Origin of the sequence: Rhizobium lusitanum (assembly GCF_014189535.1) — a bacterium.
In the GTDB taxonomy this organism is placed as follows: domain Bacteria; phylum Pseudomonadota; class Alphaproteobacteria; order Rhizobiales; family Rhizobiaceae; genus Rhizobium; species Rhizobium lusitanum_C.
This window is the reverse complement of record NZ_CP050308.1, coordinates 151,207-177,630: the sequence shown is the minus strand read 5'-3', so window position 1 is coordinate 177,630 and position 26,424 is coordinate 151,207. Positions and strand designations below refer to the sequence as shown.

Sequence of the window (26,424 nt, the reverse complement as noted above, 5' to 3'; positions counted from 1 at the left end):
TCACGGCGGCCGGTTTATACCGGCCGTTTTTTTATGTCCCGCCGTCTTTCGCCAGCTCGCTCATGAAGCCTCTTGCGGCCCTCAGAATCTCGTCGGAAAGCGCCGTGTCGTTTGCAACGCGCGCAAGGCCAACCGCACCAGCCATCAGGACGGCGAGCTTCCTCATTGAGGACTTTGCAAATCCTAGACTGACGGATTTAAATCGCCGAACAGGACCGGTCTGTTATCTATTTCAAAAGCGGCTTTTGCCTTCGGATAATCCGTTGCGGTATACGCGGTCACGATGCTTCGATGGAATGCATCCGGAGCATAGACACCCGAGTCGTAGGTCGGAGGATTGCCGTGAAAGATAAGCTGCACACCTATCATGTCAACGTCGTCTGGACCGGCAATGACGGTACGGGAACGTCGAGCTATCGCGGCTATCGACGGGATCATGAGATACGCGCCGAGGGCAAACCGACGATCGCCGGCTCTTCCGATCCGAGCTTCCGTGGCGATCCCACCCGCTGGAACCCGGAGGACCTGCTGGTCGCGTCGCTTTCCGCCTGCCACAAGCTTTGGTATCTTGGCCTTTGCGCACAAGCCGGCGTGATCGTCCTATCCTATGAGGACGCGGCGGAGGGAACCATGCTGGAGGAGAGCGGCGGCGCCGGGCAATTCACCTCGGTCGTCCTGCGCCCCAGGATCGTGATCGACGCCACGTCGGACGCAAAGACAGCGCTTGAGCTGCATCACAAAGCCCACGAGATGTGCTTCATCGCGCGCTCGGTGAATTTTCCCGTTACCAACGAGCCGCAGATTTCGACGGCGACATAGTGATTGCAGGCCATTGAAAGAACCTTCGGTTCCTTCAATGGCGATCGCCGTTCACGGCTTACTACCAGCCGGTTTTGGAAATTAGACTTGGCGGACCTTCTCACCGTCACCAAACAGCGATGGGCCGTTCTGATCGATGATCTGCCGCGCCTTGCGGAAGGTCGATTCAAGCGCGTCGTCGGCAGAGGTGAAAACATCGGCGCGGATGAAATTGCGCACCAGCGTATCGCCGTTCACATCCTTCTCGATCCTGCCCATCAGGCGGAACTGATTGCCCTCACGCTGCGGCGTCGCATAGATCGTGCAGTCGCCATGCGTCTGCGGCTCGGCGCTGATGGAGGAGCCGCCGGTCTTTTCGGCGCTCGTCGCCGAAGCGCCGCCGCCGGTGAAGATCGAGAGAATATTGGACAAGATCGAAGCCATGAATCGCCTTTAGCATGAAGGACGTGAGGTCGCAAAGTTAAATGATCAGGTTCGCGAGGATCTCATTCTCGGTGATGTCCTCATAACCCATGCCGGCACGCTCGAACTTCTCGACCAGTTGCTTGAAATTGTCGGAATCCTTGGTCTCGATGCCGATCAGGATGGAGCCGAAATTGCGGGCACTCTTCTTCAGATATTCAAAGCGGGCGATATCGTCATCCGGCCCGAGCAGATTGAGGAAATCGCGCAGCGCGCCGGGGCGCTGGGCAAGGCGCAGGATGAAGTATTTCTTCAGCCCGGCATAGCGCATGGCGCGCTCCTTGACGTCGGGCAAGCGCTCGAAATCGAAATTGCCGCCGGAGACGACCGCGACGATCGTCTTGCCGCGAATGGCATCGGGATCCATGGTCTCCAGCGCGGTGATCGCCAGCGCGCCCGCGGGCTCCAGCACGACGCCTTCGACGTTCAGCATATCGGCGATCGTCACGCAGATGGCGTTTTCCTCGATCAGCCTGACCTGCTCGGCGGCAAACTCCTTCAGGGCAGCAAAATTCAGGTCGCCGATACGGCCGACCGCCGCGCCATCAACGAAATTGTCGACCTTCGTCAGCGTCACCACCTGCCCCGCCTCGATGCTGCGCCTAAGGCTCGGCGCTCCTGCAGGCTCTGCAAAGACGAATGTCTCCTTGCCAAGGCGATCGGCAAAATAGCCGGTGATGCCCGCCGCCAATCCACCGCCACCGACGGGCAGAATGATGTAATCCGGCAAAACACCTTCCGGCAATTGCTCGGCGATTTCGTCGGCAACCGTCGCCTGCCCCTCGATGATATCGGCATGATCGAAAGGCGGTACCATGACGCCGTCAATATGCTGCACATGTTCACGCGCCGCCTGATAGCACTGGTCGAAGAAGTCGCCGAACAGCTTGATGGTGATGAATTCGCCGCCGAATATGCGGGTCTTGTCGATCTTCTGCTGCGGCGTTGTCACCGGCATGAAGACCACGCCTGGCACGCCGAAATGGCGGCAGACGAAGGCAAAGCCCTGGGCATGATTGCCGGCCGAAGCGCAGACGAAGGTCTTACCCGTGCCGCCCTCGGCTATCACCTTGCGAAAGAAATTGAAGGCGCCGCGGATCTTGTAGGAGCGCACCGGCGTCAGATCTTCGCGCTTGAGCCAGATGTCGGCTCCATAGCGCGCGGAAAGATGCTCGTTCAGTTGCAGCGGCGTTGCGGGAAAAAGGCCACGCATGGCCTCGGTGGCGTCGAGAACATTCTGCTTGTCCACGGGCTTTATCCGTCCTTGTTCAATTCGCCTTCGCTATGACACAGGAAACATGAGTAACGAAAGCCTGTTTGTAGTAGTTTCCGACTTGTCCGAGCGAGATTGCCATGCTTGCGGGAGCAAGGTTTGCGACAATCAAACGCGCAACTGCCATGATTTACGCCAGCGGTTGCAGCCGACAGCTACCCCCTAAATCTTCGAATTGACACGGTGGGACCGTCCGTCTCCAATGCGACCAGCCATCATGATGATGGTTAGAGGCCCGCTCTAATCCGGTTTACCCGGTGTCGGCGGGCTTCGCTTGGTCTATTATTATCCGTCGCCGTGACGTGACCTATAATTGCAAAATTAAATTGAGAATCGCTCGATAGCTGAATATCTCTGGCTTCACCCAGAGGAGATCATCATGCGCTTCACCCGTCCTATGCTCGCCGCTCTCACTCTCGTCGTATTGGCATCCTGCACATCCCAGGAAGAAGACTTCAACTCCATGATCCCTATCGTCAAAGAGAGCCCAAGTGCTCGCGCGAAGGTCATATCAAAGTGCATGGCGCAGCCCATGCAGCCGGAAGCGCTGGATCAGATCGCTTTCTACGTAAAAGCTCAAAGGAGCGAGGTGAAAAAGCTCTTTTGCCAGCGGCTGACAAACGGTGTTGCGTCGGGAAAGATCACATACAGCGACTTCAAAGCCGTATTCCAAAAGAAGATGGTGACGCCGGCGCTGGTGAGCGTTCTCAGAGGGCGGTAAGACAACCGCGCCGGAACGATCCGAATGTGCGGCAAGGCGAGCTACGTTGTGCCCCTTGCCGCAAACATTCCCTTGACTGAATCGCTCAAGTGCTTGAAGGGAAAGGCACGCGGACGTGGCGAAACTGGTAGACGCAAGGGACTTAAAATCCCTCTGAGTGATCCGTACGGGTTCGACGGCATGGAATAAAACAACATGAAATCATGTGTTTAGAATTTCGAAAGCCATAATTTCTCCGCCTTTTTGGCGTACACATTCCATACACAGTCTGATGCACACTTTTCTGAGCGCGGGGAATGGGGTTGAAGAATGGCTAGCCATGAGATTTTAGGCGGCAAGGTTCTCGTCTATCGCCGCGAGAACAGCAAAAAGTGGCAGTGCTCGACCCGCATCAACAGCAAGAACTGGCGGATGAGCACCGGCGAGGAAAGCCTGGCCCTCGCGAAGGAAATCGCCGAGGACTGGTTTTTCCGAATGAAGGCGAAGGAGAAAGGCGGCGGCCTCAAGGACGAGAAGACCTTCAAAGACGCTGCCAAACGTTATCTTGAGGAATACGACGTAGTGACCGGCGGCAGCCGCAACCGCACATACGTCGCCGGCAACGAGCGCCGCCTGCGCCTTTATCTTTCGCCCTTCTTCGAAGAGTTGGGATTATCGGAGGTGACGGCGGGCAAAGTGCAGGAATACCGTGTCATGCGGTACAAGTCCGCGCCCGAGATCACGCCGCCGAACGATCCTGACGGCAAGCCGGTCAAGAAGCTGCCTGCCAAGAACACGTTGCATCAGGAGATCGTCACGCTTCGCCAGGTGCTCAAGACCGCCATCCGGCACGGATGGCTCACCCACCTGCCCGATCTGTCCACACCGTACAAATCAGCAGAGAAAATCTCCCACCGGGCGTGGTTCTCTCCAGACGAGTACAAGCGGCTCTATACCGCGACCCGGAACCGGGCCGAGAAACATCGCGACAAGCGCTTCCAGTGGCACGCTGAACAGTTGCACGACTTCGTCCTCTTCATGGCCAATACGGGCCTACGCCCCGATGAAGTCAACCGGCTCCAGTATCGGGATGTCGAAATCGTCGAGGATGAGGAAACGGAGGAAACCATCCTTCTCATCCAGGTGCGCGGCAAACGTGGCGTCGGTTATTGTAAGAGTATGCCCAGCGCCGTCTTTCCGTTCGAGCGGCTTCTCAAGCGGAACGAACCGAAGCCGGATGACCTGATTTTCGCTGACAGTCATCCGACGCTGTTCAACACGATCTTGGAGGAGCAAGGGCTGAAGTTTGACCGTGAGGGCAGTCGCCGCACGGCCTACAGCCTACGTCACACCTACATCTGCCTCCGGCTCATGGAAGGCGCCGATATCTATCAGGTGGCCAAAAACTGCCGGACGAGCGTGGAGATGATCGAGAAATACTATGCCTCGCACATCGCGACGAGCATCAGTGCGGCTGCCGTGAACGTCCGGCGCAAGGTGAAATCGAAGAAGCAGGTCGTTGAGTATGAGAAGCGGAATGCACATCGAAGCCAGTAGTCACTATCTATCGAAAAAGACTTTGGTACGCGAGCCGACGTCGTTGCTCGTTTAGGCGATTATTGGACGATCTCTGAAGCCAGGCAGAGGTCTTCGGCCTGAACGCGTTCGTTGATATGGCGGGCCAACTCACAGACTTTGGTTCTGGCGAGGGTGACAAATGCGAAATCGAGCTTAATCTTGCCTTTAGGATCAAGGGCAATCGCTGCGTAATCCGCGATGTATTTAGCATCTGCTTTCCCGTCGCGATGCACGATAATGTGCCGCGCTTCAAGATAAGGCATCGCCTCATCAACGAAGTTCTGCTGGATCTTCAAATCCAGTTTGATGTTGAACTTCTCAATCAACTTAATTGTACTGCGCTCGTTTTCCAGAGATCGAAAGACATTTTCTGAAACCTTAATCAACAAGGCATCCCAGGATCCCGCCTTTAGCACATCGATCATCTTCATATCGACGCTCGACCCGCTCAGCAGCCGCGGGTAGTCAATCCCTTTCATGGCAGCCGCCTTGATGGTTTCCTGTAAGAACTCGCTGAAATCCTCATACAGATCTTTCATGAATGATCCGTAGAGCGCCTTTTGAAGGTGGATGCCGACAATTTTTCGCGATTGATGACTATTTATCCGGCTCGCAAGCTTTGGATAAAGCTGGTTGCTCAGGCCCATGTGTGTAGCAATGTTATGATTGCTGTTTTTGACCTTCGAAATAAACGTAGTCACCAGCACGTCCGACAATTCTATATCGGCCTCATAATCCGCCACACGGGCAATGAATCTCTGATAGGGTTTGGTGCGCATCGTTTCCTCCGTTTTCGATCAACTTACGGATGAAGAAAGCTCCAACCTTACGCTGCCCCTGTGTATTCTATAGAAACCCTCAGGGGCGCCGCCCGCGCGCGCAAAGGGCCGAGCCTCGGCCCCGTCTGCGGCCGCACCAACCCTCTTGCCCTTGCCACCCCCGACCTCACCGGCAGGCAGGGTTGCTGGAGGTTCCTGCGACCCGTTTCTTAACAAGGATTAAGCCGCAGCGGTAGCCGTTGCTGCGACTGCAGGCTTCACCTGGAAATCTTCGGATCCGACCTCATTTGCTCTCTCCGCGAGCGCTTCATATTTTTCCTTCGTCACTCCCGAATGACCGCTCTTGTAGAGATGCCGGATCACTTTATGGGGATTGAGAATCACTGCGTGAGAAAACCGCCCCGCGGCTCCGTTCTTGGTCAGGATGAACCCTAGCTTTTCAAGCTGCTCTACGCGCTCCTGCCACATACGGACCGCCTTTGGACCTGAGTAACCGGAGTGCGTGGCAAGGGCGGCGGCGGCAGCGAGGGAAACATACATCTCATTGTACGCTCGGCACCACAGTTCAAGAAAAGTGGAGCCAGCTGGCTTGCCTTTTGTCAGGTCATTGATGATTGCCATGATAATGGGCATCGTGCGAGGTACGGGAGTATAGCCATCGTCATACCCCGCGTCCCACAACAGGTTTGTATCTAGCTCGGGCCACAGTGACGCGCGGAGAGCTTCGGTCTTGCGGGCAGCCCGCTTCTTTTTGATTGGTGCCATGCGGCCCCCCATACGTTAGAGACAAGATAAGCGGTTGGGGTTTGGACCCCCAACCTAGTGCTGGCTTTTTGAACTGTGCAAGCTTGAATTTGCACGGTCCTTCATGGCTCAGTCTGGGTGGCTTAGGTTTGGACCCCAAGCCTGATTTGAGCCAAGTTAGTGGAATGAGCTGGCATTCATCCCATGCCGTCCATGAACCAGCGGCATGGGTAAATTTTTAGCAAAAAAATACAATAAAAACAACTACTTAAATAGCTTTCGATTGCAGTGTGACTTGGGAAAAGCATTGTAGCGACATTGAAATGGCCGCCGCATATAGTGCAGCATAGTAGACTATCGCGCACTGAGCCACTTTTTTTATCCAACGAAAACAGCGCTAAATCGCCGAAATACCAGTATCGGATGATCAGATTATCGGGTCATCGCGTGTTCGGGTCATCGGGTGCCGTGACGCGGGTGGCCTCGAACGGTAACGTTAGAGTGCGGATCGCGCCGAGGCGTGTCTTAGGTCCATAGCCGAGGCATTTGCTGCCATCGGGTAGCAGACGCATGGTCGCGCCAATAATGATAACCGCGAAAGAGCCCCAGAAGAGCTTCGGATTGTAGGCTGATGCTCCGAAAGCCTGGGCGGCCCCGCTCACCAACGCGCACGGTGCTGCATTCGGTAGGGAGTGGGGCGCGAATTCCTAGAAATTGCTCTACTTCATGGGATCATCACTGCGCAAATTTCAGATTGTCGTTCAAGGTAAATCCAGGTTCCATGCGTGTAGACTGGCAAAGATCCGGCCTTTTGCGGACAAACAACTTCACTTTGGTCGGGAACGTACTTGGTGCGGACGGCGGGGGTCGAACCCGCATAGCCAAGGCCGAGGGATTTTCTTACCAGCTACGGCTTTCACCGCCGCCTCTCGGCGTTTGTGGTCTGGACTATACCTTCACCTTAGCTTTCGCCGTAGGTGCTGCCCGTCTAGTCTCTACACCTTCCTCTTGCGAGGCTTGGCTCGGGATTGCCATTTAACAGGTTTCCCCGACTTTGAGCAGTTCTACAGCCAGCGTTTCCGCCGGTGCACTCAAATTTCGTTTAAGTCCCTTGTGTCTACCAATTCCACCACGTCCGCGTGGTGTCCTCTGCTAGCAAAGAGGAGAGCCATTCTCAACTGCTAATCACGTGGTCGTACAAGAGTTTTTGCGCAACGGTCAGAATGCTCTGCGATACCCGCTTTTGCTGCGGTCACCTTGAAAGAAATCAACATCTGAGTGTATCAATGCGTAACAGCGCACCTACGCATCGCCCAATGTGTACGCATTGAGCTAGAGAGGCGATGCGTTGCACGGTTTTCTTACCGGCCGCGAAGGGGGCGGCACGGAGAAAACCGGCAAGTGCGTCAGGGGACACCCCTGAACCCCGTCCGTGCCAAGGAGAGGCTGGTGGCCATCTACCACCTGAATGTCAAGAACATCAGCCGGGGCGACGGACGCACGATTGTCGCCGTCGCTGCCTACCGGGCTGGGGAAACGCTTCCAAACGAAGCCGAGGAACGCCTCTCGGAATTCGGCGGGCGGCGTGACGTTGTCGCCAACGAAATCCGCCTCCCCTCCGACGCGCCGCCCTGGATAGCGGATCGCGCGCAACTCTGGAACGCCGTCGAGGTCGCCGAAATCCGCAAGGACGCGCGCCTCGCCAAGGAAGTGGAGTTCGCGCTCCCGCGCGAGCTGCCGCGCACGGCATGGCTGGCTGTTGCCCGCACCATGGCTGATGCGTACGCAGCGCAAGGCTTTGTGGTCGATCTCGCCATCCATGATGACGGCACCCAGCATAATCCTCATGTCCACCTGCTTATGACCACGCGTGTGGTCACAGCCGAAGGCTTCGGCCCAAAGATCCGCAGTGCGGACGGACGGCAGTTCGTGACCGAGGCGCGCAGCCTTTGGGCGCGGGTCGCCAACGACGCGCTGAGAACGGCCGGGATTTCGGTCACAATTGACAGCCGCAGCTACGCAAAACGCAGTTTGGAGCAGAAGCCCGGCCGCCATCGCGGCCCGGATCCCGAGGAACGGCGGGCACGTCGCGCCCGCGCGCGCAAGGAGAGAGAGCTGATGAGACCCGGAGAGGCCGACAACGATTTCCCCGTGCCAGATCCAGACGGAGCGCCGATCCATCCGCGCGAGCTGGAGGCGGCGGAAGGGCGGATGCTGGATGACATGCACCGCAATGTTCCGGCGGAACGCGGCGGCCAGGAGAGCGGCGCTACCCTCGCCCGAGCCACCGTTGAGCAGCAGAACAGTCGCGAGATGAGCGAGGATGAGGCCGCCGCGTACCGCCTGGCCCCCGAGAACATGCTCGACTGGCTCGATGCACCTGCCACGCTGGAAGATCACACGGATACGAAGGTACTCGAGCGCTGGGAAAATCACCTTGACTGGCTGGAGCTTGAACAAACTCAGCCGCCCACGTCGCCAGAGGACGGACTTTGGCAGGAACCTGACCGCAGCCGCAAGTAGCACTTGCAAGATCCGTATACTCGCCCCATGATCGTTCCATGACCAAGGTTTACACAGGTTCGGTACTCGGGATCCGCACACTGACGGAAGAGCAACGCGCGGAGGTGCGCGAAGAGCTTGCGTGGCTGGAAACCGACCTTGTCCGCCGCCGCAAGAAGCTCGCGTTCTGGACTGAGTGCAAGGCCCGAGCCGAGGCTGATCCGGCAATGCCGCAAGCCAAGCGCGACGGTGCCTTGTATTTTTTCAAAGAAGCGCAAAAGCTGATCGCGTCGGGAGAGACGCTGCGTGCCTATCTGGTGGCCGAGCTTCAAGAGCAGCCTGAGCACCAGCCAGCTTATCACTACGCCCACTAGGAGGCCGGGATCGCCCGGGTAGCGTCATGACCGACGAAGAAGCCCTTGACCATCTGCAGGATCAGGCCCGCACACTTGAGAAGGAGGTCAAGGACAACGATTACCATATCGAGCGCTGGACGCACGCTCTGGCCAAGGCTGAAGACCCCAGCCATGCGATTTCAGGGCTGCATGACTATCACAACCGCCAATACGGCCTCATGTTCGAACTGGGTAAGCTCGAAGCGAAGATCGAAGATCTCCAGAACCGCATCCGCGAACAATCTGACCACGAGCAGGAACTGTCTCTCGCTCAAGATTTTGTGGCGGGCCAGCCCATTCCTCAGGAAGATTACCTGGATTGGTTGCGTCCGGCACTCGATGCTTCTGATACGCCACAGGAGCAAGATCAGGCAGAGCGTGATCTTCAACATGAAGACGAAGAGCGGATGCTGAAGGAAATGCACCGCGAGGATCAAGAGCCGGAGGATTATCTGGATTGGTGGAAAAAATGAAGCAAGTGTCCCCCTCGCGCCGTTGGTTCGGAGCTACCAGTGTGGAAACTCATTCCTTTTCCGGGCGCCGATAAGAACTTTTCGGCCTGCGACTATTTGTTGGCCAATGAAGATCGGGGCGTACCGGCCAACTCGCACCGTGGTAGCTGAAAAACTTGGGCGCTATCGGCCGAATGCCCAAAAAATCTCCCAGATCTTCCGGCGTCATGACACGCGTCCTAAGACTTGCAAATGGCTCTTTACCAGAGTTTGCAGCAACGAGGTTTTTCAGCCGAAAATCCATCGTTAGAAAGCAAAAAAGGCCGTGACGTTCAGCCGTGCAGATATGCCAGGCGTCAAGATTGTTCTTTTGTCCGAGCTTTTCTACCAGGGCAGCGTAAAGGGGGTCGTCAGACTGAGCCAGGCGTTTTTGCTGCTGCTCCTTCGAATTGGGAAGATTCATCCAGGCTGGCCCCATCGTCAACGGCGCGTGTCCATCTACGCTTCTCATCCGAATGTCTCGGAAAAAGCCATGATCTAACCAGCCATACCCCTGAAAGCGACCAGTTGGTTGACGAAATCGTTCTTGCTCCAGCTCGGCCGAAGTATAGCAATCCAGCAGCCCCCTTTTGGCTAAAGATGCGAGACCCGGCATGAAAGTAGTGTTTCTGTACACCTCCGAGGCGTCGTCGGGTTCGTGGACGCAAACCCGTGCGGCATAGCCGGTTTCAATATCGATGCCGCCCCATTTCTTAGGCCCGGTAGATATCCAGCCAGTTTCGTGGGTGATGCTGTGGCCAAGCAGACTATTGTCCACGAGGACACCCAGCTTCGTCTGGCTCAGGCGTTTCTTTGCCTCTCTAGTCGAGGCGACAACAAGAAAGTCGACGAAGCCGGGTAGATATCGGAATCGCCAGTGCTCGACCCTCCTCTGCCATATATCTCGCAAGCCCATGCGCAACTCACCTATAAGTGTTTCGATATATATTGTGATTTCTATTTTTGGAAAACAGGCCTCATTCCTTGATATATGCAATGTCTTCCACTTTCGGCGGAAGCACTGCGGATGGCGCAAGTGCAGCTGTCTTCTTGCGTGACAGCGGAATACGCTTGAGGAAGCGTTCCGACTGTAACGCCGCACGGCGCTCCTTAAGCGTCGGATGCGTCGAAAACAGCGAGCTTGTGCGGCCACGGAACATGAGCCGTGCGTGTTCGCGTTCAAATGCGCTCAGCTCCGGGCCGTTATGGAGCCTTTCCAGCGCCGAGATCATATGTTCCTTGCTGGTAAGGGCCGCGCCGATGGCGTCGGCCCAGTATTCGCGCTTGCGCGAGAGGTTCAGCACCGACAGCTCCGAGAACCAGGTGAGTATCCACCTGCCCCAGCTCTGGAGGGTGTTCGAGAACCCAAGATACCAGACCAGCGAGTTCTGGAACGAGCGGGCCAGCCCCATGCGGCGCATGTCGTTGTTGGCGATATGGCCCAGCTCGTGGCCGATAATCGCGTCCACTTCGTCCTCGCTTAGTGAATCGATCAGCGGCTGGCCGATCACCACCAGGGCGTTGGCGGCATTGGCGCCGATCGCATAGGCATTGTTGTGGGGCATCACGCCCACCCATGGCCGGGTCTTCAGCCCTAGCTGCGCAGCAAGGCTATAGACGCGCTGGGCCAGCGGATCGTCCTCGGTCAGCAACTTGATGCCATGCTCACGCACCGCACCTTTGCGCTGCCCGCCAAGGCCGACCAGGCCCCAGAACGTGCCCCACAGCGGTACGGCCACAAAGCCGCCGAAGGCGCTTCCGGCCAAAACGCCGAACCCGATCCCGACCGGCGCGGAGATTAGGCCTCCCCACGCCAGCCCGATCCAACTGCCGATGACGAGGCCCAGCCAGGTCGGCACACTGCTATTTTGGAGTTTCCGATAGTTGATTTTGATTTCGGTCATGATCGTCCCCTTGCGATACCATTCCGACGCGTTGTCTGCAGTTTTCGCTTTTCTCATGCACCACGAGCTGCGTCCTGAACGGCCGTGTGCCGGCGATATCCGTGATGCCGTAGCGCCAGCCGTCACCCTGCCACCCGCCCAGCAGCTCCCGGATCTCGTCGTTGGTCAGCAGCGGACGGCCGAGGAACTGGATACCTTCCGTCATCGAAAAGCTGGTGTTGGTGGAAGCGCCAGTATCCCATCCGCCGAGATGGGACGAGACGTTGGCTGTGGCGCTGGTCGTTCGGTGGGCATGCGTCTTGTGGCCGAGATAGCCGCCAATCAGCTTGGCCGTCTCATCGTCGTTGATCCCGAAGAACTGCTTGACCGCGCAATTCAGGAACGGCTGCCAGCTGGTGCCGGGATAGTGCTCCTGGATCGCGTAGAGATTCTGCAGGAAGAACCACAGGCGCACCCCCGCCCCGACGTGCGTGTTGATCGCGTCCCGGTATTCGGGAAACGGCCCGATGTTCAGGAACTCGTCGAGCATGAATAGCACCGGGATGTCGGGAACGCGCGGGTTGGCAAGCATCGCGTCGAGCGCAGCTTTCAGTACCACTCTCAGCCATCCCGAAAAGGTCTTCATCATGTCGAACGGGATCTCGACATAGACCGTGGCGGGCCTGTCCTTGAGGCTTTCAAAGCTCACGTCGCTCCCGCTGACGCTGCGCTGGATATCAGGGTCTTTCCATTCGTAAAGCTTGCTGGTCAGAGACTCCTGCAGGACTTTCAGCCCGCGCTGGGGATCCTTTTCACGGATTGCGCGCGCCGCATCGGCCGACGGCGGAAAGGCCTCCATCCGTTTTGCGACCGCGAGAAGGTTGGTGCCCTTCAGCAAGGCCATCTGGCAAGCCGTCGCCAGCGTCTGGCGATTTGGCGGCGCGTTGTGACGGACAAACATAATGATTGCCGTCATGAACCCGACCGCATCGTCAGCGAAGAACGACGGTGACTTGGGATCGCGCGGAAACATCTGCTGCGCGATCGAGCGAGCGTCCGCTTCGCGGCGCACCCGGCTGACAGGATCGAAGCGATGAACGGGCTTGCCGGAGCCATCATCCAGGGGTGCAATCCGATACACCGGCCCCAGCCCGCTCCGCCACTTCGACGTGGCGTCAAACAGCTCGCCCTTCGGATCGAGGACGACGCAGCTGCCTTTGTAGCGCAGCAGGTTCGGAATGATGGTGGTTTTGCCCTTGCCTGACCGTGTCGGCGCGATGGTCAGGAGATGGCCATCGCCATCCCAGTGGACAAATCCGGCAGGCTTGGCCTGGCCTTCGTCGCTGAACGTGCCCAGCAGGAGGGAACGCGGATCGTCGAAAGCTTCCCTGCTGCGCAGGTAGGGCCGCAGATCGGCCGGGGTCGGCCACCTGGCCGAACCATAGAGTGGCGGCGGATCGGCTAGTTGGCGTTCGCGCGCTTCGCGGTCGGCCAGATCGCGTTTGGCGCGTTCAATGATAGGGCCAGGATCACGACCTGATCGAATGGCGGCTTCAACGGCATCGGCAACCTCCGGGCCATACAGCTTTTCGATTTTCTGCCGCGCTGAACGTCCCTCGCATACCTAAAGGTCTTGAGTGTCCAGCTTCCGACTTTCAGAGTGGAAGCGAGGTCGCGCTGCAGATAGCCGAAAGGATCGAACTTGTTGGTCATTATGTCACCCCAGCCCAACTAGAGCGAGAGTAACAACTGAAACGAGAAAGGCAACCGGATTCAAATCCTTCTAAGGTTGAAACAATTCGCGGCGAACGCCAAGCGACTTGTTGAACGCTTACTTGGGATTACTCGGTCTTGACGACAGGCTGACCCTGCCGTTTCAGGCCCGGATGCATAAGGGCGGAACCGCCCATGTATCGCGGGCCTTGCAAAGGTAAGTGCCGATCACGCGTGAACACGCAGGCGCTTTGTATCTGTGCATGACGGCGGTGGACACCGCTGACGCAAGACAAGATCGGCCTTCGGAAGCGAAGGCACCTGCCGTTATGAAGTTCTCCCCCGCTCAATCTAAGCTAACACAGCAAAACATGAAGTACTGTCTTGTCAGCTATTGCGAAGCGTCACATATTTCCCCGAAGAAGTGGAGGAAATATGCCAAGCGTCTTCTTTTCGTATTCGCACGCAGATGAAGTATTACGGGATAAACTCGAAAAGCAATTGTCCATGCTCAGGCGGCAGGGCGTTATCGAGACCTGGCACGACAGGCGTATCAGTGCCGGCGAAGATATCCACCAGGCAATTGACGGTCACATCAACACGGACGACATCATCCTGTTGCTTGTCAGTGCCGACTTCATCGCCTCCGATTACTGCTACGACATCGAAATGCAGCGCGCGATGGAGCGCCATGAGAACGGCGAGGCCATCGTCATTCCCGTGATCCTTCGCGCATGCGACTGGCACCACGCGCCGTTTGGAAAGCTGAAAGCGGTTCCTTTGGACGGCAAACCGATTACCCAATGGCCCGACATCGATGAAGCCTTCCTTCAGGTCGCGAAGGCCGTGCGAGAAGCAGCCGCACGCTTCGGCAGAGTGGTGACGACCTCGCCTATCCGGGCGGCCGTAGCGCCCATCTTGGCCACCTCTCCGGCTGCTGAAATCGTAAGTCCGCGGTCGAGCAATCTGCGACTCGCGAAGGCCTTTACGCAGAGAGACAAGGATCAGTTCAAGCTCGATACGTTCGAATATATTGCGCGCTTCTTCGAAAACTCCCTGAAGGAGCTCGGCGAGCGCAACCCCAACTTCGAAGGTGTCTTCCGGCGCGTCGATGCCAACAGATTCTTTGCCACCATCTATCGTGACGGGAAGGATGTCGCCCGCGGCACCATCTACGTGGGCGGCGACGCGTGGGGACAAGGTATCAACTACGTCCAAGGTGAGACGGTCGCCAGTAATAGCATCAATGAGTCCCTGACGGTCGAGGCAGACGACCAAGCCCTCTACCTGACAAGCATGGGCATGATGTCTTACGGGCGGGATCGTGATCAGAAGCTTTCGCAGGAAGGCGCCGCCGAATTGCTTTGGGGCGTCTTGATCGGCCCGCTGCAGGGCACTCGCTAGTAGGAGGAAGCATAATGCTGTCACCGACTGAATTCACGATCGGCACCTACGAGAGTGCCACACCTCTCAGTCTTATCCTGCCCCGCGCAGGATATGAGATAGCTGCATTGATCGGTCATATCAACAAAGCACCTGCCGCAGTGCTCCTCTCAGGGCAAAATGCTTTCCAATGTTTTGAGACTGCGGGAAAAGATGAATGGCGAGGTCTTATTATTCCGAACGTCCGCATTGAGCTCGACGAAACGAGCGTCTTTGAACCAAACCAAATCTCAATCCCCTTGGGCACCCTTATCAGAGTCGATACCCGGCTCACCATTTGGGCCAAGAGAGACCATTCGATCGGCTCATCAACCTCTTTTAAGCTTCACGACGAACTGGCGTCGATCAATGAGTTTCGTGCGGGGTTCACGAGGTGGCAGATTGTGATCGGAGAAGGACAGGAAAAGCGCGTGCTCTGGCAAAAGCTGGATGAAAGCAAAGACTAGTCGGGCTTTTAAAGCATGCGCCTGATTTCGGCCGTGAGCGGCGCCAGATTGCCGCTGAAACTGAGGATCATCGCTTCCAGAAACGGTTTCGGCCGCAGCTTGCGGTCGTCCAGCCGATAACCCGCGTTGCGGGTGAGCATTGTCAAGAACACCAGCTGGATGCGGCCGTTGCCTTCACGGAACGGGTGAATGGCATTGATCTCACCGAGGAACCAGGCCGCTTCCTGCGCGAAAGCGTCCTTGTCGGCAGCGGCCGCAAGGTAGCCGCGCGCGGCCAGCGCGGCGAACAGGCGATCCGCCTCATTCTGAATATACTCGGGATAGCAGAACCAGTTCTCACCCTTGCCGGTGCGGATCGTCCGGGTTTCCCCGGCCCAGTCGTAGACATCCTGGAAGAAGTGCCGATGCAGCGCGCGGTAATGCGCAAAATCCAGTTCACCATCCGGGAGGGTTTCCCCGGCCCTGGAATCGAACATCAGCTGCTCGAACTCGTCTAAGAGATCCTGATCCTCGATATCCGCCTTGTTGCGCAGCACATGGGTGCCGGGATAGCACAGCGGATCCTCGACGGCGTTATAACGAACCACCCGTCAGCCCTTTTTGAAGGCCTTGATGATCTCGCTGCGATAGGCGTCACCCTTTAGACCGCTGGCCGTCAGCTTCTGCGACAGCACCTTGGACGCGGCATTCATGGAGAGCCCTTCGACCTGAGCGAACTTCGCGGCTTTTCTGCCGCCGATGGGGCGGGTCACGAACTTGCCGGTGGCAGCCGAACGGGCTGTTTTCGTTTCCTTTGTCATGACTCACTCTATCATTTCCGTCGCGCGGTTGCCTACTTCTTTATGGGGGGTGTGGGAAAGTCTGGCCTGCCGGCCGCTCAGGCCGCACACGCCTGGCCCTTCCTGTCGCCTTGTTGCGGAAGATGCCCGGGCCTTACCCGGGATATGGATGACGAACGTCCGTCCATCGCCGGCGAGCCTCCCGCCTTTCTCTGTCAGTTGCCGTTTTCGCCTTCTGGAAACCGATACTGTGGTGAGCCTTGGTGAGGGTTTGCCGGGGTTTTCGCACGTTGGCCGATTCCTGCCCCCGCTGGCCGGATTGGTCGCCAGACTGGACTGATCCGTGCCGTGCGCAATGGATCTTCCGCCGCAAGCGGTCTCCCGAGAAGACCATTGCCCGCGTCCCGTGGCGATCAGGCCTGAGTGTCGGCGACCGGCCGCATGGGGTGGCCGGATCAACCAAAGAGGAAAACACCAATGGCAAACACCACCACATCCAAGGCTCCGACCCACGAAATCTTCCACGTCGTCGGCGAAGATAAAACCCGCTGGACAAAGATAGGGATCGGCTGGGAGCACGGCGACAGCGACGGACTCAACCTGATCATCAACTATACACCTCTGGTTCCAGGCCGCATCGTCGTCCGCAAGATCAAGGCGCAGGAGACCGAGGAGTGAGCCCGGTTGGGTTCAGCGGCTGGGCGGAGTCAATGTACTTCGCCCAACCCTACACCATCAGCGCAACCGGCTTCTATTTCATCGATCTGGAGGAGTATCAGACAAAGGCGGCGACCGCCGTGGACGATTTCGGCCAGCCGGTCGAGGAGTTCGAGCTTCACTACATCGACGGCGAATGTGCCGAGTTGTTCAATGCGGTTCGTGTCTCGCAGGCCAGTCTGGCCGAATGGTTCGAACTGCTTGACGCGCTCGGCCGGGATGAGGATCGCTATCGGATCGCCTGCCATCTCGCCGGACTCGGCTATGCCCTCGATGAGCTTGCCGATCGGTGGGACGATTACAGCGTGTATCGCGGCACCGCCGCGGATTACGCGGCGGAAATCATCGCGGATTGCTACAATCTGCCCGGCCCTATCGTATCCTACATCGACTACGAACGGCTGGGACGGGAGATGGTTCTTGGCGGCGACATTACCGAACTGGACGACGGCATTATCCTCATCGGAGGATAATGCCCCCAGCCCTCCCCACGGCGCCAACGCCGTGGCCGCGAACGCGGCTAGTGGCCCAGCAGCTGAATCACCATGAGATACAGGAGTGCCAGACCCAGCATACTCCACAAGAGCCTGCCGAAGACGCTGATCGCCGCCAGCAGCGCCTGCATGATGATCAGCAGCGCGAGCAGTGTCAGGACGATCATGACGCCTACCATGAAATCACCAGTTCCGGGTATTCCGTGACGATCGAAGGACGGTAGGCTTCTTGCTCAAGGTAAGTCGGCCGCCAGGTATAATGAAACTGCTCATCGTCGAGCCATATCTCCAGGGCTTTGGCGGCATCCGTGTCCGACAGATCGAACGGCAGCTCTTGCACGATGCGGTAGTGGCGGTGACCTTGAAAGGCCAGTTCGTCGATGGCAGTTGCGACCGCCTCTGGCTTGAACAGCTTGTTCGCGTATTTCGTCCGCACGTTGGCGGCCATCAGGAAGTTGCCTTCAGAGCGCTTCATTGGAACACACTCCCCAGATAGGTATCGGTGATCTTGAGACGACCATGGCCAAGCTCGGCCGAGATCTGCCGCCGCGCGGCGCGATCGGCCTCACGTTCCTTGGCGTCCATCTGTTTCCAGGTCTTGCCGCCAGCAAGCGGGCATAGCTGGCCGGTCAGCACCGCATAGCGACGCTGCGCATAGGCGTGCCGGAACCCGTGGGTATTCCCGCAGGCCCACCTTGCCGGTCTGGTATTCATAGCGCTTGAGCTGTTCGACGTAGGTCAGATCGGCGGGGATCAGGGAATCCTGTCCTTTGGCGATCGTCACGACGTGCTGCAGCGCGAGGCGCTGTTCGGCGGTCGTGATCGGAATTTTTCTCGCTCTTCCGCCTTTCGTCCAACTTGCTTGCAGCGCGATGTGGTCGGCGCGCAGGGCGACATGCGGCCGGAACTTCAAGGCCTCCTCGCGGCGCAAGCCGAAGGCGACCTGCAGCAGGATGGATGCTTGGATATGGGGGCTTTCAATGTCCTGGAATTTCGTCTGGTCGAGCGTCTGCGCGCGATTGCGCGTGACCTCGCCACGCTCCCCGACGCCGTAGGCGGCGTTGTCGCGGCTGACGACATTCGGCTTGCCTATTTTCTCGGCCCACCAGCGCAACCAGCTCAGCCGGTTACGGACGCTGGCGTCGGTCTTGTCCTCGTTGAGCCATTTCTCGACGAGGGCTTCGATATGTTTGGGTTTAAGAGATGACGCCGCCGGCAGCTTGTAGCCAAGCTCCTCGAGGTCGTCGGCCATTGCGGCAAGGCCGCGCTGGCGATTGGTTTGGGTGCCGTAGGAACCGTCCCGATTGCGCCGGCACAGGCGCACCAGATCCATAGTCAGATCGTCCATCAGACTCTATCCTTTAGATGAGTGTTGATGGCCGATGCGAAGAGATCCTTGGATCAATACATCCCGCGAAAAGACATCTGCGGCGTGGGCCGGAATGCGGTTAGTCTCCTTTCGTACGGTAAGAGCCGTCCTGAGCCAGCCGGGTGGCTGGCCGATGTGGTATGCCCTGGTGGGCGACCGACGCGGGTTCGGTGAACACGCATCGGGGGTCGCGCCGCCGCGGCGGCGCACGTATATGATGAGCAAACATGTCGCTCTCCTTTTGGGTTGGGAAACGGTGAGGAAGATGGATCAGGCGCTATGCTCGATCTGCCGGGATTGTGACCGGGGACGCCTGTTAAATGCCAGCGCATTGCCTAAAAAATGATGCCGTTTCGTCCCGGCCGAAATCGGCATCATTCATCTGTCATGTGAGATCATTCGTGCAAAGAAATGGAGTGATTGGGGTTTGGCGAGTCCGTCACTCCCCAACAGATTGGCGAGTGACGGCTCGCCGCCGTCCGCGCGGTCGGACATGGGATGTCCGACCCGTCCCGCCTTGGCTTCGCGCCCTCATGCCTGTTGTTCTGCGATGGGCATCGGTCAGAGGTGGTACGATGATCCACCTTCAGCAACCCGCAAGTCGTCTTCCGCCGCCCGTGGGGCGGTCTCCCGAGCACAGACTGGCAGAACGCTGATGCTGGCGGATCTGATCGAAGCCACCTGCCGAAGGTTGCCCATCTGGAACGCGGGCAAGACGAACGTGCGCTCCGCTGCGGCGGGAGCGCGGGCGGATGCCTGATCTGTTTCTAAATAGGAGAAGTTTGATGGGGAAGGCCTTCCCCTGCCTGCAACCCGACGGGCGGTTTTACGTCACCCCTTCTGCGGGGAGCCCGCAACGCCCCGAAACGATGCTGGAAGGTTATGTTTGTCCATTCACATTATAACGTGAATGGCAAAGCACTCTTTCCACTATGATAACCGCCGGGAAGGTCTCGTTCGCGCAGCGGACGCTTGGATCATTGCGCGGCACTTGCATCCCGCTCCGCAGTAAATCGAATTTCGAGTGAATCCGCAAGCCAGATCTCCAATCCATCAAGATAGTCGGCCAGTTTCTCAAGGTTAGTCGCAAAGACACGAATGTTGATGAGCTTCAGATCAGGGCCGAGCGACCTCCGATGTTCGATTGCCCCCTTTGGTGCATTCGCCTTCTTGCGTTTGACCGTGGCATAGCGAAACCTCTGACCATCGGGATCATGGTCGTGTATCTGCGCAATGTAGGAAGCAATCGCGTCAAAGTCTTCGTCCGGCAACCCATCAACACCGTGTATATCACAGACCGGCTTTAACAACGGCCTAACCATATCCCACAATGAAGTAAGATCGTGCTTTCCGAGATCATTCTCGTCTTTCGCCGTGACTCCGTGTCCAAGGAGCATGGAAGCCGATCGAAAAATATCCTTGAGCACCAGCTCAATGTGATGCCGGTAAAGATACACGATCGGGTAAATAAGCAGATCCTGGTCAGAGCTGCTGTTGCAAACCTCGACCGCCAATTGGAGTGCAGCTTTTCGGAATCCGCTTTTATAAGCGTGCCCGAACTCGCCCCAATGGGAAATGCAGGCATTGGACTGCCAATCCTCCCGGTCGCCGCCGAATAAAATATCGGTCGCGCGAGGCGGAGCAGACTTGCCGAAGATAGACTCTGTTCTATCCACTTTCTTCGACACCCAAATACGCTCCAATATTAGATAAAGGACATTATCACATATAGGGGGGAGCACGGCAGATCTATGATGTCTTTCTCCAGGGCAACCTATAGAGGGCTCGTTTTGGGAATCGTGTATTGGTAAACATTGTTGGACTGTGTCTGGAACTCGAGCGTAACGCTGTCACTGGTAAACTTTGCGAGAGGCAAGAACTCGCTGATAGTTTCGATGCTCTTGTAACTGTTCACTGCAAAAGGTTTCCTGGGAGTCCCGGGCGCGTGGGCAGTATCGTCGAAAAACGAGATCTTTGCTATTTTCGACGCACCACGGACAATGAAATATACGCCGGGATTGTGGGTGGCGCCGAACGTCGCGGCTCCGTCGTCAAACCAGTACTCGATCTCAAATGGCAGCCCAGGAAGTTGCTTTACCTTCTGCAACAGATTTGGATTCGTAATAAGCTCGCAGCCCGCAACACACAAACCTTCACGCTTCGATGCGCTGGCCAGCATTGTCTGGTAGAGAGCTTGTGCCTTGTCGATCCGGGTCTTGCAAGATGTGGCGATAGCCTTGGTTTCATCTGGGGCATCACTGGCACCTTCAGCGAGATCGGCGGCAATTGACCATCCCATGGGAGTAAAGTTCACCGAACTTGTGGCGGCATTTAGCGTGGACAGTCTCGTCGGTGGAGAGCAAATCTTAATTCCGGATTGCTCGTTGGATTGCATGCCATAGTTTAACGAAAGCAATGCTGCTCGGTCGTTGTTGCTAACGCCATCAGTCATGGCCGTTCGAACGACATCGTACGATAAACGACACGCCTGAATTTGCGTTTCGACATATCGCAATTCACATCCTAGCCCATCCCGTAAATCCTTTGAACGCTCTACTGCATCGTCATCATAATCGGCTTGGTTCTCGAGAAGAGTCTCAACCCGGGTCAATCCGTCAAGCAGCTTTAGTCGAAATCCGTTAGCCATCTCCAGGAAGTAAGCGTAGTTGGACTGATCCGGATCAATAGAAGCATTGCCGATGAGCTTGCCAAAACCGGTGGTTCGGAAGCCGATGATGGCCGCCCTCGTTTTATCTTGCTTAGATACATAATCAGATAATGTTTTCTTTATATCCGTTAAGTTTGTTGGATCGTCGATCACGAGATTTGCGAGGCCTGGCGTACCCTCGCCTCCGACTGTGTAGACGCGAATACTCATAGAGCCATATTGCATCGCTTGGCGCACAATCTCGGAGTAGGACGCGCTCCCTGACGCAGAGAAGCCTGCAGAGAACCCGGCACTGAGACTAGCGCGGATTTCGGATCGATGTTTTTCATCGAGGTTGTATATGGAAAAGACCGCAGCCGCGATGACTCCGCGATCAACCTGCGATACGTAACCGACGCCGCATTTAGCAATCAGATCAAGCGGCTGTTTGATCTTGGCGGCCTCATCGTTCAATTTCGGTTGCTGCATCCCAAACGAGCCGTAATGCGATTTTGCCGTCACCATCCACGTAAGGCTGTCTTCCTTAACTTCGTCCATGGAGAACGAAGAGAAACTACCCGCAGCAGAAAATGGTCCATATGAACCTGAGAGGGCCAGCGAGATATTTACTTCCTTAAAAAACTCATATTTCGAAGAAATTTGCTTAATCGAAAAGGTCGTCGCAACGCCAAATTTATGATCAGGCTCGGACTGTTGCTGCGAATTTGTCGACAAACAGACATTTGCGCCGAGAGCCCCGAGCTGACACTCTGCGGTAGACGCAATGCATTGCGGAAACGTCCGCTGGGGATAAAGTGGATCGAAGCCACTCCCTAGATAAATTGTCGCGTCAGGTATGTATCCGTAATTCTCGGCATGGCTTGGCCAAAACAACGAGAAAAAGGCGGCGACCGCCAAAAGATAACGCTTCATAGCTCCCCCTAAGGTAACTCGCAGCCGACCGGATAGCTTAACGGTGTTGGCAGCACCGTTCCCCCTGAGAATTTTGACAGGCAATAGCGTTTGATTGCGACGACATCGCCAGCACGAGGTAGATACTCAACGTCAACAGAGCAGTAGCCTTTTACATGGCCCCCACCTTTCAATTCTCCGCAGCCTTTGGTATAGTAGTAACATAGAAACTTTGTATCGTTGATAATTGAGGCGCTCATCTCATGAATGCAAGCTCCTCCCTCATGAAATACCTTTTCAGTGCCTTTTTTGTATCTATATCCACCCCATTCTTCGTCGGTTATATCGTAGTAATTGTTATGTGAACTCGAATTTGTGTTGCCGCCGGAGTCATAATACTTGCTTACCCCGACGCAAGTACTCTTTGATCCCGAAACGAACGCGTTGAACGTCGTCTCAACGCATTGATCGATCTGCGACATAGTTCCTTTGTCGATCGGCACTGGATCCGCGTAGATTGGATGCGCGCACGTTAGCACAACCGTGATCGCTAGGAGGCATGTCGGGAAGCGTTTGACGCGAGGGATGATTATGGAGCTACGTTTTCGCATTTCAGGACCACCCCGCTTAGAGTTACCATCCCAGTGAGCTCAGCCATTTGCCTCTTGCAAACGGACCCATCCGAGGCTGGCGTTCCGGAAATGTCGCAGCCGAACTCTGCTGTCTGATCCGCACCTTTGACTTGGCATATGGTACTGCAACTTTGGCGGGCCGGCGCCTTGTACGATTTTGGTGGCAGAATCAGAAGCCTGCCCGTAACCACATCAAACTTGCAATCACCGGGGTCATCCTGCGGAACGGTATTTTCCGCAGGAGGCTGCACAATCTGTATTTGGTCCGTCTTTTTTGGCGCACCTTGAGACCATCCCATCGACGGGAGGCAAATCGCGGCCATTAGGGCCCAGAGAACTGAACGCACCACACCCTCCACCGTCGTTACTGTCTCTATTTGCAGTTAAAACCTCCCCCGACGATACTGCTGAACGGCCCGTTTTTTGAGCAAAGCTTTCCATTCGTAGTATTCACGGGAAGTGCTGCGACGCAATTCACTTTAGTATCGTTTCCAGAGCTTGTTTTTAGCTTACAAGAAGCGTCACAAGTTAAATTATTCTTAGTTTTATTTGTACCGACAATTTCGACAGAATCATCTATCAAGATCTGACAATCTATAGTCACACCATCTATGGATTTTATCATGCTTTTTCCACTAGTTGCCGATAGAGTTTTATGGCTGCGTGTGGAATTTTCACCTGCGAATGCAGAGCTTTGTGCAATAATAAATAAAGCGACTAAACACACTCCAAAAATGCGATTAAGCATATTTGGCCCTCCCCAAATATTATCTAATTTTTACTTTCTCTCCAAAACAACCTAGAGTCAACAATGACTACACAGAATTACCCGCCATCCTCTACTTTAGCGTAAAGTCGATATTCTCCGCTTCCGCGTGATTTAAAGCGCTTGCGTAAGCATTTGATGGATTTCGTTACAGAATTTTGCGAGAAATAGTCAATTTTTCTAATTAGTTGCCTCAAACATCCTTGGCAGATTCACGAGGAGTGGCTCTTCATCGAGCAAGATGTTAGCGAGTCAATTTGAAATCCGAAGTATTGTACTCTCGCTTACCCCAAACGCCTTTGCAATTCGCGCATATGGCTCACCCCTAGCCTTTCTCTCAAGTACCTGAGCCCTCTGGAGCGGGTTCAGCTTCGGCTTGCGCCCGAATTTCACCCCTTTGGCCTTTGCGATGACGCGGCCATTCTTGGTGTTCTCAAGGAGCCGCAGCCGATATTGCTTACCGGCCCAACCATGCAGAAATAGCGTCACGTCGGCTTCGCTGGAGGTGGAGTCGAGGGCCTGATCAAGAAGTCGCAGCCGCGCACCAATGCATTGAATCTCGCGGAGAATGAGCAGCATATCGAGCGGGTCGCGCGCAACACGATCCGACACGGTGGCGAGAAGGGTATCTCCGGGCTCAAGGCTGGCCAATAACCGCAGAAATTCCGGCCTCCCCTGAGTATCTTTTGCACTCTGCTTCTCCTCGATGATGCGATCACACCCCGCCTTTTGAAGCCTGTCGAGCTGATAGGCGAGATCCTGCTTTTTCGTGGAAACGCGAGCATATCCATAGATCATGACGGTATCCTGCCAAATAATCTGACGGGATCGAGGGGCAAGCGCACGCCTTAGAGGCCTTATATTGTTTAATATTACCTGAAATTGCAGCGCGTCAAAAATCACGACATTTGCAAGAGAGGGTAATTCACATTCTGTAACTGGTTTTATTGTTCAGCAAGACTTTAAATACTTGATTCGTTGCTGTCGACACTCGACGCCCCTGCCCTGATCGGTTGACCGTCAAAAATCGTGATTTTTGATATCCAGAACCTGCCAAAGGCACAGGCCGAACGGCGGGTTTAGCCGTTCTGTCACGGCCCGGACTCCGCCCCGGTCTCATCTCGTTTGTGGGGCCTCTTTCATGCAAAACACCATCAAACGGCCGACGATCGGGTGGGGTACCGTTCTCGTCGCACTCCTAGCAACGGCCAGTCCAGCGGGCGCGTCGATCGAACGGGTGCCCGCCATCGACCCTCACACCACGTCCTGCGCCGCCTACGTCAACCAGCTGCGCCACAGCAGCATCGGGCGGTTCGTCTTCGCCGTGAACCTGCGGCCGGTGACGGCCCACAGTCCCGTCACGGCCGAACCAGGCGACGCGCAATATGTCAGGCTCGCGGACGCACCCATCGAGATCAAACGCGAGTTGCTGCGTGCCCTGACCGATCTCGGACACGGCGGCAGCGGCGACCCGCGCGGGATTTCGCAGTCGGAAGATACCCGTATTAGCCGACTGTTCCAAACCAGCGTCGAGGCCGATTTACAGACCGCTGTCGAAGCCCTCGGCAACACCCCTCCCAAGAACTGAACCCCCGTGTCCATTGCGGCACGGCTAACCCTCGGAGACATATCCATGATGATGAAACTTACCCGATACGGTCTGGCATTCGCCATGGCTGCCATGATCGCCGGGCAGAGCGTGGCCGATGAACAGGTCGACTTCCAGATCAAGTGGCGGAAGATGGCCGCTTACGCCCAGGCGGTCTACGCCCAGTACCCGGCCCAAAAGCCCTATATTCTGCATAACAAGACGCCGGATGGGCAGGGCCTGGCGGATGAAGTGTATGCGGCTATCCGCAAAAGCGGCAAGGATGCCGTTGCTTATGAAGGCTTTACCCAGGGAGATCCCGCCGGGGATTACCGCTTCATTGAAACGGCAGACGTGCTGTTTTGCGGCTGCACCAGCAGCGAGGCCAAGGCCGTGAAGGACGCCGCTGTGAAGCAGGGCTTCACCGGCCAGTTTGTTCACCTTTCCCTGCCGAAATGAGCGATCACGCCATGAGGATCATCCTTGCCTCGGCACTCCTAGTACTGACGGCGGCTGTGACAGCCGCCGCTCAGGACGAACCCCGACATCCGCCGCTCAAACGTCAGGTGTTCAAGCTCAACCCCAAAGATGGGTGTTTCCGCTACACCGGCACCGCTTTCGAGCTCTCCGGCCGGTTCCGCGCCGGAGCTTACGTCAGCATCACCATGCACACCCTCGACGAGGCGGGCCAGCCCGCCCCGGCCGGAGACGAGCAGCGTATCCCGATCATGGATGCGCCGGAGTACAAGACTGCCGATCCGGCGTCGTGGTTCGGCCCGCTCCCTGCGAGCCGGACATATTCGATCGGGTTCATGCCCTCGTACACGCACGGCTCCCTCGGCCAGGTGGTGATTTGCGGGCGCGTGGCGCCGCCAGAGCAGCAGGTCCAGCCGCTCTACACGCAGCAAGAACGTCAGCGATTGAACAAGCTGGCTGATGATATGATGGCCAAAGACCCCTACTCGCGGGCCTTGCTGGAAGAACCCAAGGTTCTGCCCAACCGGGATGACGAATGATGGAAACGCACCAGGCGCTCGAACGGCTTCAGAGGCAATTGGTCAGCATGGATGCGCCCGTTGAGCTGCGCCGGAAGATTATGGCCAAAGTGGCCGTGTGCGAGGAACGCTATATCCCGCTGACTTGCGATACGCTGATTGCGGCCCTGGAATGGTTCGACGCCGTACGTCAGGGCGCTACGGTCACACAATAGCTCCGCTCAACGATTATTGGTCTTTGCCGGGTTCAGTATGCCCTTGCAGGTATCGCAGCGCATACAGCAGAATTAAGAACGG

At 56.5% G+C, this 26,424-nt stretch carries 34 protein-coding genes and 1 pseudogene; 15 read left to right on the top strand and 20 right to left on the bottom strand.

Going from position 1 to position 26,424, the window contains the following annotated elements; all coding sequences use genetic code 11:
• Positions 1-31 precede the first annotated feature (31 nt).
• Positions 32-166, bottom strand: a complete 135-nt coding sequence (locus tag HB780_RS14635; protein ID WP_286203114.1) for a hypothetical protein — start codon at positions 164-166, stop codon at positions 32-34.
• 176 nt (positions 167-342) lie between these two features.
• On the opposite strand from HB780_RS14635, the gene HB780_RS14630 reads away from it, so the two are divergent.
• A complete protein-coding gene (locus HB780_RS14630) occupies positions 343-819 on the top strand; it encodes an OsmC family protein (protein ID WP_183692937.1) in 477 nt (158 codons plus the stop codon).
• A gap of 81 nt (positions 820-900) precedes the next feature.
• Here HB780_RS14630 and HB780_RS14625 read toward each other — a convergent pair whose 3' ends face one another.
• Entirely contained in the window at positions 901-1,242 is a 342-nt protein-coding gene (locus tag HB780_RS14625; RefSeq protein WP_183692935.1) for an HlyU family transcriptional regulator, read from the bottom strand.
• Positions 1,243-1,279: 37 nt separating this feature from the next.
• The gene (gene ilvA / locus HB780_RS14620) at positions 1,280-2,494 is read right to left on the bottom strand and encodes a threonine ammonia-lyase (protein WP_435693937.1); all 1,215 of its coding nucleotides are present in this window, start codon (positions 2,492-2,494) and stop codon (positions 1,280-1,282) included.
• Positions 2,495-2,933: 439 nt separating this feature from the next.
• Here ilvA and HB780_RS14615 point away from each other — a divergent pair, with 439 nt between their 5' ends.
• Together HB780_RS14615 and HB780_RS14610 are read left to right on the top strand one after the other, a co-directional pair.
• Positions 2,934-3,275, top strand: a complete 342-nt coding sequence (locus tag HB780_RS14615; protein WP_183692931.1) for a hypothetical protein — start codon at positions 2,934-2,936, stop codon at positions 3,273-3,275.
• Between the two features lie 309 nt (positions 3,276-3,584).
• On the top strand, positions 3,585-4,811 hold the full coding sequence (locus HB780_RS14610) for a tyrosine-type recombinase/integrase (RefSeq protein ID WP_183692929.1): 1,227 nt from the start codon (positions 3,585-3,587) through the stop codon (positions 4,809-4,811).
• A gap of 59 nt (positions 4,812-4,870) precedes the next feature.
• Here the strand turns inward: HB780_RS14610 and HB780_RS14605 are convergent, their stop codons facing one another.
• From HB780_RS14605 to HB780_RS14595, 3 genes are all read right to left on the bottom strand, one after another.
• Positions 4,871-5,611: a hypothetical protein gene (locus tag HB780_RS14605; RefSeq protein WP_183692927.1), complete on the bottom strand. Its 741-nt coding sequence runs from the start codon at positions 5,609-5,611 to the stop codon at positions 4,871-4,873.
• Between the two features lie 219 nt (positions 5,612-5,830).
• Positions 5,831-6,376, bottom strand: coding sequence for a hypothetical protein (locus tag HB780_RS14600; protein ID WP_183692925.1), 546 nt, complete (start codon positions 6,374-6,376; stop codon positions 5,831-5,833).
• Positions 6,377-6,795: 419 nt separating this feature from the next.
• On the bottom strand, positions 6,796-7,017 hold the full coding sequence (locus HB780_RS14595; RefSeq protein ID WP_183692923.1) for a hypothetical protein: 222 nt from the start codon (positions 7,015-7,017) through the stop codon (positions 6,796-6,798).
• Positions 7,018-7,804: 787 nt separating this feature from the next.
• Here HB780_RS14595 and HB780_RS14590 point away from each other — a divergent pair.
• From HB780_RS14590 to HB780_RS14580, 3 genes are read left to right on the top strand one after another with little or no spacing between them, the layout of a single operon-like run.
• Positions 7,805-8,878, top strand: coding sequence for a MobA/MobL family protein (locus tag HB780_RS14590; RefSeq protein ID WP_183692921.1), 1,074 nt, complete (start codon positions 7,805-7,807; stop codon positions 8,876-8,878).
• Positions 8,879-8,916: 38 nt separating this feature from the next.
• Positions 8,917-9,231: a hypothetical protein gene (locus tag HB780_RS14585; RefSeq protein WP_183692919.1), complete on the top strand. Its 315-nt coding sequence runs from the start codon at positions 8,917-8,919 to the stop codon at positions 9,229-9,231.
• A 26-nt stretch (positions 9,232-9,257) separates the two neighbouring features.
• Positions 9,258-9,725 (top strand): hypothetical protein, encoded by a 468-nt coding sequence (locus HB780_RS14580; RefSeq protein ID WP_183692917.1) that lies wholly within the window; start codon positions 9,258-9,260, stop codon positions 9,723-9,725.
• A gap of 49 nt (positions 9,726-9,774) precedes the next feature.
• Here the strand turns inward: HB780_RS14580 and HB780_RS14575 are convergent, their stop codons facing one another.
• The 3 genes from HB780_RS14575 to HB780_RS14565 form a co-directional block, all read right to left on the bottom strand.
• A complete protein-coding gene (locus tag HB780_RS14575) occupies positions 9,775-10,521 on the bottom strand; it encodes a hypothetical protein (RefSeq protein ID WP_183692915.1) in 747 nt (248 codons plus the stop codon).
• Positions 10,522-10,720: 199 nt separating this feature from the next.
• A complete protein-coding gene (locus HB780_RS14570) occupies positions 10,721-11,647 on the bottom strand; it encodes a M48 family metalloprotease (RefSeq protein ID WP_183692913.1) in 927 nt (308 codons plus the stop codon).
• Positions 11,607-12,905: a type IV secretory system conjugative DNA transfer family protein gene (locus HB780_RS14565; protein ID WP_286203206.1), complete on the bottom strand. Its 1,299-nt coding sequence runs from the start codon at positions 12,903-12,905 to the stop codon at positions 11,607-11,609. The genes HB780_RS14570 and HB780_RS14565 overlap by 41 nt, the downstream gene beginning before the upstream one ends.
• Positions 12,906-12,914: 9 nt before the next feature.
• On the opposite strand from HB780_RS14565, the gene HB780_RS33060 reads away from it, so the two are divergent.
• The gene (locus HB780_RS33060; RefSeq protein WP_286203113.1) at positions 12,915-13,091 is read left to right on the top strand and encodes a hypothetical protein; all 177 of its coding nucleotides are present in this window, start codon (positions 12,915-12,917) and stop codon (positions 13,089-13,091) included.
• On the opposite strand, the gene HB780_RS33055 is transcribed toward HB780_RS33060, so the two are convergent.
• Entirely contained in the window at positions 13,088-13,339 is a 252-nt protein-coding gene (locus tag HB780_RS33055; protein ID WP_286203112.1) for a hypothetical protein, read from the bottom strand. The genes HB780_RS33060 and HB780_RS33055 overlap by 4 nt on opposite strands.
• A 435-nt stretch (positions 13,340-13,774) precedes the next feature.
• Between HB780_RS33055 and HB780_RS14560 the strand changes: the two genes are divergently transcribed.
• Both HB780_RS14560 and HB780_RS14555 read left to right on the top strand, forming a co-directional pair.
• Positions 13,775-14,743: a TIR domain-containing protein gene (locus HB780_RS14560; protein WP_183692911.1), complete on the top strand. Its 969-nt coding sequence runs from the start codon at positions 13,775-13,777 to the stop codon at positions 14,741-14,743.
• A gap of 14 nt (positions 14,744-14,757) precedes the next feature.
• The gene (locus HB780_RS14555) at positions 14,758-15,228 is read left to right on the top strand and encodes a hypothetical protein (RefSeq protein WP_183692909.1); all 471 of its coding nucleotides are present in this window, start codon (positions 14,758-14,760) and stop codon (positions 15,226-15,228) included.
• Between the two features lie 8 nt (positions 15,229-15,236).
• Here HB780_RS14555 and HB780_RS14550 read toward each other — a convergent pair whose 3' ends face one another.
• Positions 15,237-15,815: a Fic/DOC family protein gene (locus HB780_RS14550; RefSeq protein ID WP_183692907.1), complete on the bottom strand. Its 579-nt coding sequence runs from the start codon at positions 15,813-15,815 to the stop codon at positions 15,237-15,239.
• Positions 15,816-15,818: 3 nt separating this feature from the next.
• Positions 15,819-16,028 (bottom strand): hypothetical protein, encoded by a 210-nt coding sequence (locus HB780_RS14545; protein WP_047524527.1) that lies wholly within the window; start codon positions 16,026-16,028, stop codon positions 15,819-15,821.
• A 456-nt stretch (positions 16,029-16,484) separates the two neighbouring features.
• On the opposite strand from HB780_RS14545, the gene HB780_RS14540 reads away from it, so the two are divergent.
• Together HB780_RS14540 and HB780_RS14535 are read left to right on the top strand one after the other, a co-directional pair.
• On the top strand, positions 16,485-16,685 hold the full coding sequence (locus tag HB780_RS14540) for a hypothetical protein (protein WP_183692905.1): 201 nt from the start codon (positions 16,485-16,487) through the stop codon (positions 16,683-16,685).
• Positions 16,682-17,197 carry an antirestriction protein ArdA gene (locus HB780_RS14535; RefSeq protein ID WP_183692903.1) on the top strand — a complete coding sequence of 172 codons (516 nt, stop codon included), beginning with the start codon at positions 16,682-16,684 and terminating at the stop codon, positions 17,195-17,197. Before HB780_RS14540 ends, HB780_RS14535 begins: the two co-directional genes overlap by 4 nt.
• Positions 17,198-17,244: 47 nt before the next feature.
• On the opposite strand, the gene HB780_RS14530 is transcribed toward HB780_RS14535, so the two are convergent.
• The 8 genes and pseudogenes from HB780_RS14530 to HB780_RS14495 all read right to left on the bottom strand — a co-directional run bounded on the left by HB780_RS14530 (position 17,245) and on the right by HB780_RS14495 (position 24,342).
• Positions 17,245-17,385: a hypothetical protein gene (locus HB780_RS14530; protein ID WP_183692901.1), complete on the bottom strand. Its 141-nt coding sequence runs from the start codon at positions 17,383-17,385 to the stop codon at positions 17,245-17,247.
• A gap of 5 nt (positions 17,386-17,390) precedes the next feature.
• Positions 17,391-17,693, bottom strand: a complete 303-nt coding sequence (locus tag HB780_RS14525; protein ID WP_183692899.1) for a hypothetical protein — start codon at positions 17,691-17,693, stop codon at positions 17,391-17,393.
• Positions 17,690-18,566 (bottom strand): annotated as a pseudogene (locus HB780_RS14520) (phage integrase N-terminal domain-containing protein). Before HB780_RS14520 ends, HB780_RS14525 begins: the two are co-directional and overlap by 4 nt.
• A 998-nt stretch (positions 18,567-19,564) precedes the next feature.
• Positions 19,565-20,275, bottom strand: coding sequence for a hypothetical protein (locus HB780_RS14515; protein WP_183692897.1), 711 nt, complete (start codon positions 20,273-20,275; stop codon positions 19,565-19,567).
• Between the two features lie 86 nt (positions 20,276-20,361).
• On the bottom strand, positions 20,362-22,167 hold the full coding sequence (locus tag HB780_RS14510; RefSeq protein WP_183692895.1) for a hypothetical protein: 1,806 nt from the start codon (positions 22,165-22,167) through the stop codon (positions 20,362-20,364).
• An 8-nt stretch (positions 22,168-22,175) separates the two neighbouring features.
• A complete protein-coding gene (locus HB780_RS14505) occupies positions 22,176-22,628 on the bottom strand; it encodes a hypothetical protein (protein WP_183692893.1) in 453 nt (150 codons plus the stop codon).
• Between the two features lie 523 nt (positions 22,629-23,151).
• Complete coding sequence (locus HB780_RS14500; RefSeq protein ID WP_183692891.1) at positions 23,152-23,526, bottom strand: hypothetical protein; 375 nt, start codon at positions 23,524-23,526, stop codon at positions 23,152-23,154.
• Positions 23,527-23,796: 270 nt separating this feature from the next.
• Positions 23,797-24,342 (bottom strand): recombinase family protein, encoded by a 546-nt coding sequence (locus HB780_RS14495; protein ID WP_183692890.1) that lies wholly within the window; start codon positions 24,340-24,342, stop codon positions 23,797-23,799.
• Between the two features lie 343 nt (positions 24,343-24,685).
• On the opposite strand from HB780_RS14495, the gene HB780_RS14490 reads away from it, so the two are divergent.
• From HB780_RS14490 to HB780_RS14475, 4 genes are read left to right on the top strand one after another with little or no spacing between them, the layout of a single operon-like run.
• Positions 24,686-25,132, top strand: coding sequence for a hypothetical protein (locus HB780_RS14490; RefSeq protein WP_183692888.1), 447 nt, complete (start codon positions 24,686-24,688; stop codon positions 25,130-25,132).
• Between the two features lie 45 nt (positions 25,133-25,177).
• Positions 25,178-25,591 carry a type 1 periplasmic-binding domain-containing protein gene (locus HB780_RS14485; RefSeq protein ID WP_183692886.1) on the top strand — a complete coding sequence of 138 codons (414 nt, stop codon included), beginning with the start codon at positions 25,178-25,180 and terminating at the stop codon, positions 25,589-25,591.
• An 11-nt stretch (positions 25,592-25,602) separates the two neighbouring features.
• Positions 25,603-26,148 (top strand): hypothetical protein, encoded by a 546-nt coding sequence (locus HB780_RS14480; RefSeq protein WP_183692884.1) that lies wholly within the window; start codon positions 25,603-25,605, stop codon positions 26,146-26,148.
• The gene (locus tag HB780_RS14475) at positions 26,145-26,342 is read left to right on the top strand and encodes a hypothetical protein (protein ID WP_183692882.1); all 198 of its coding nucleotides are present in this window, start codon (positions 26,145-26,147) and stop codon (positions 26,340-26,342) included. Before HB780_RS14480 ends, HB780_RS14475 begins: the two co-directional genes overlap by 4 nt.
• Positions 26,343-26,424 lie beyond the last annotated feature (82 nt).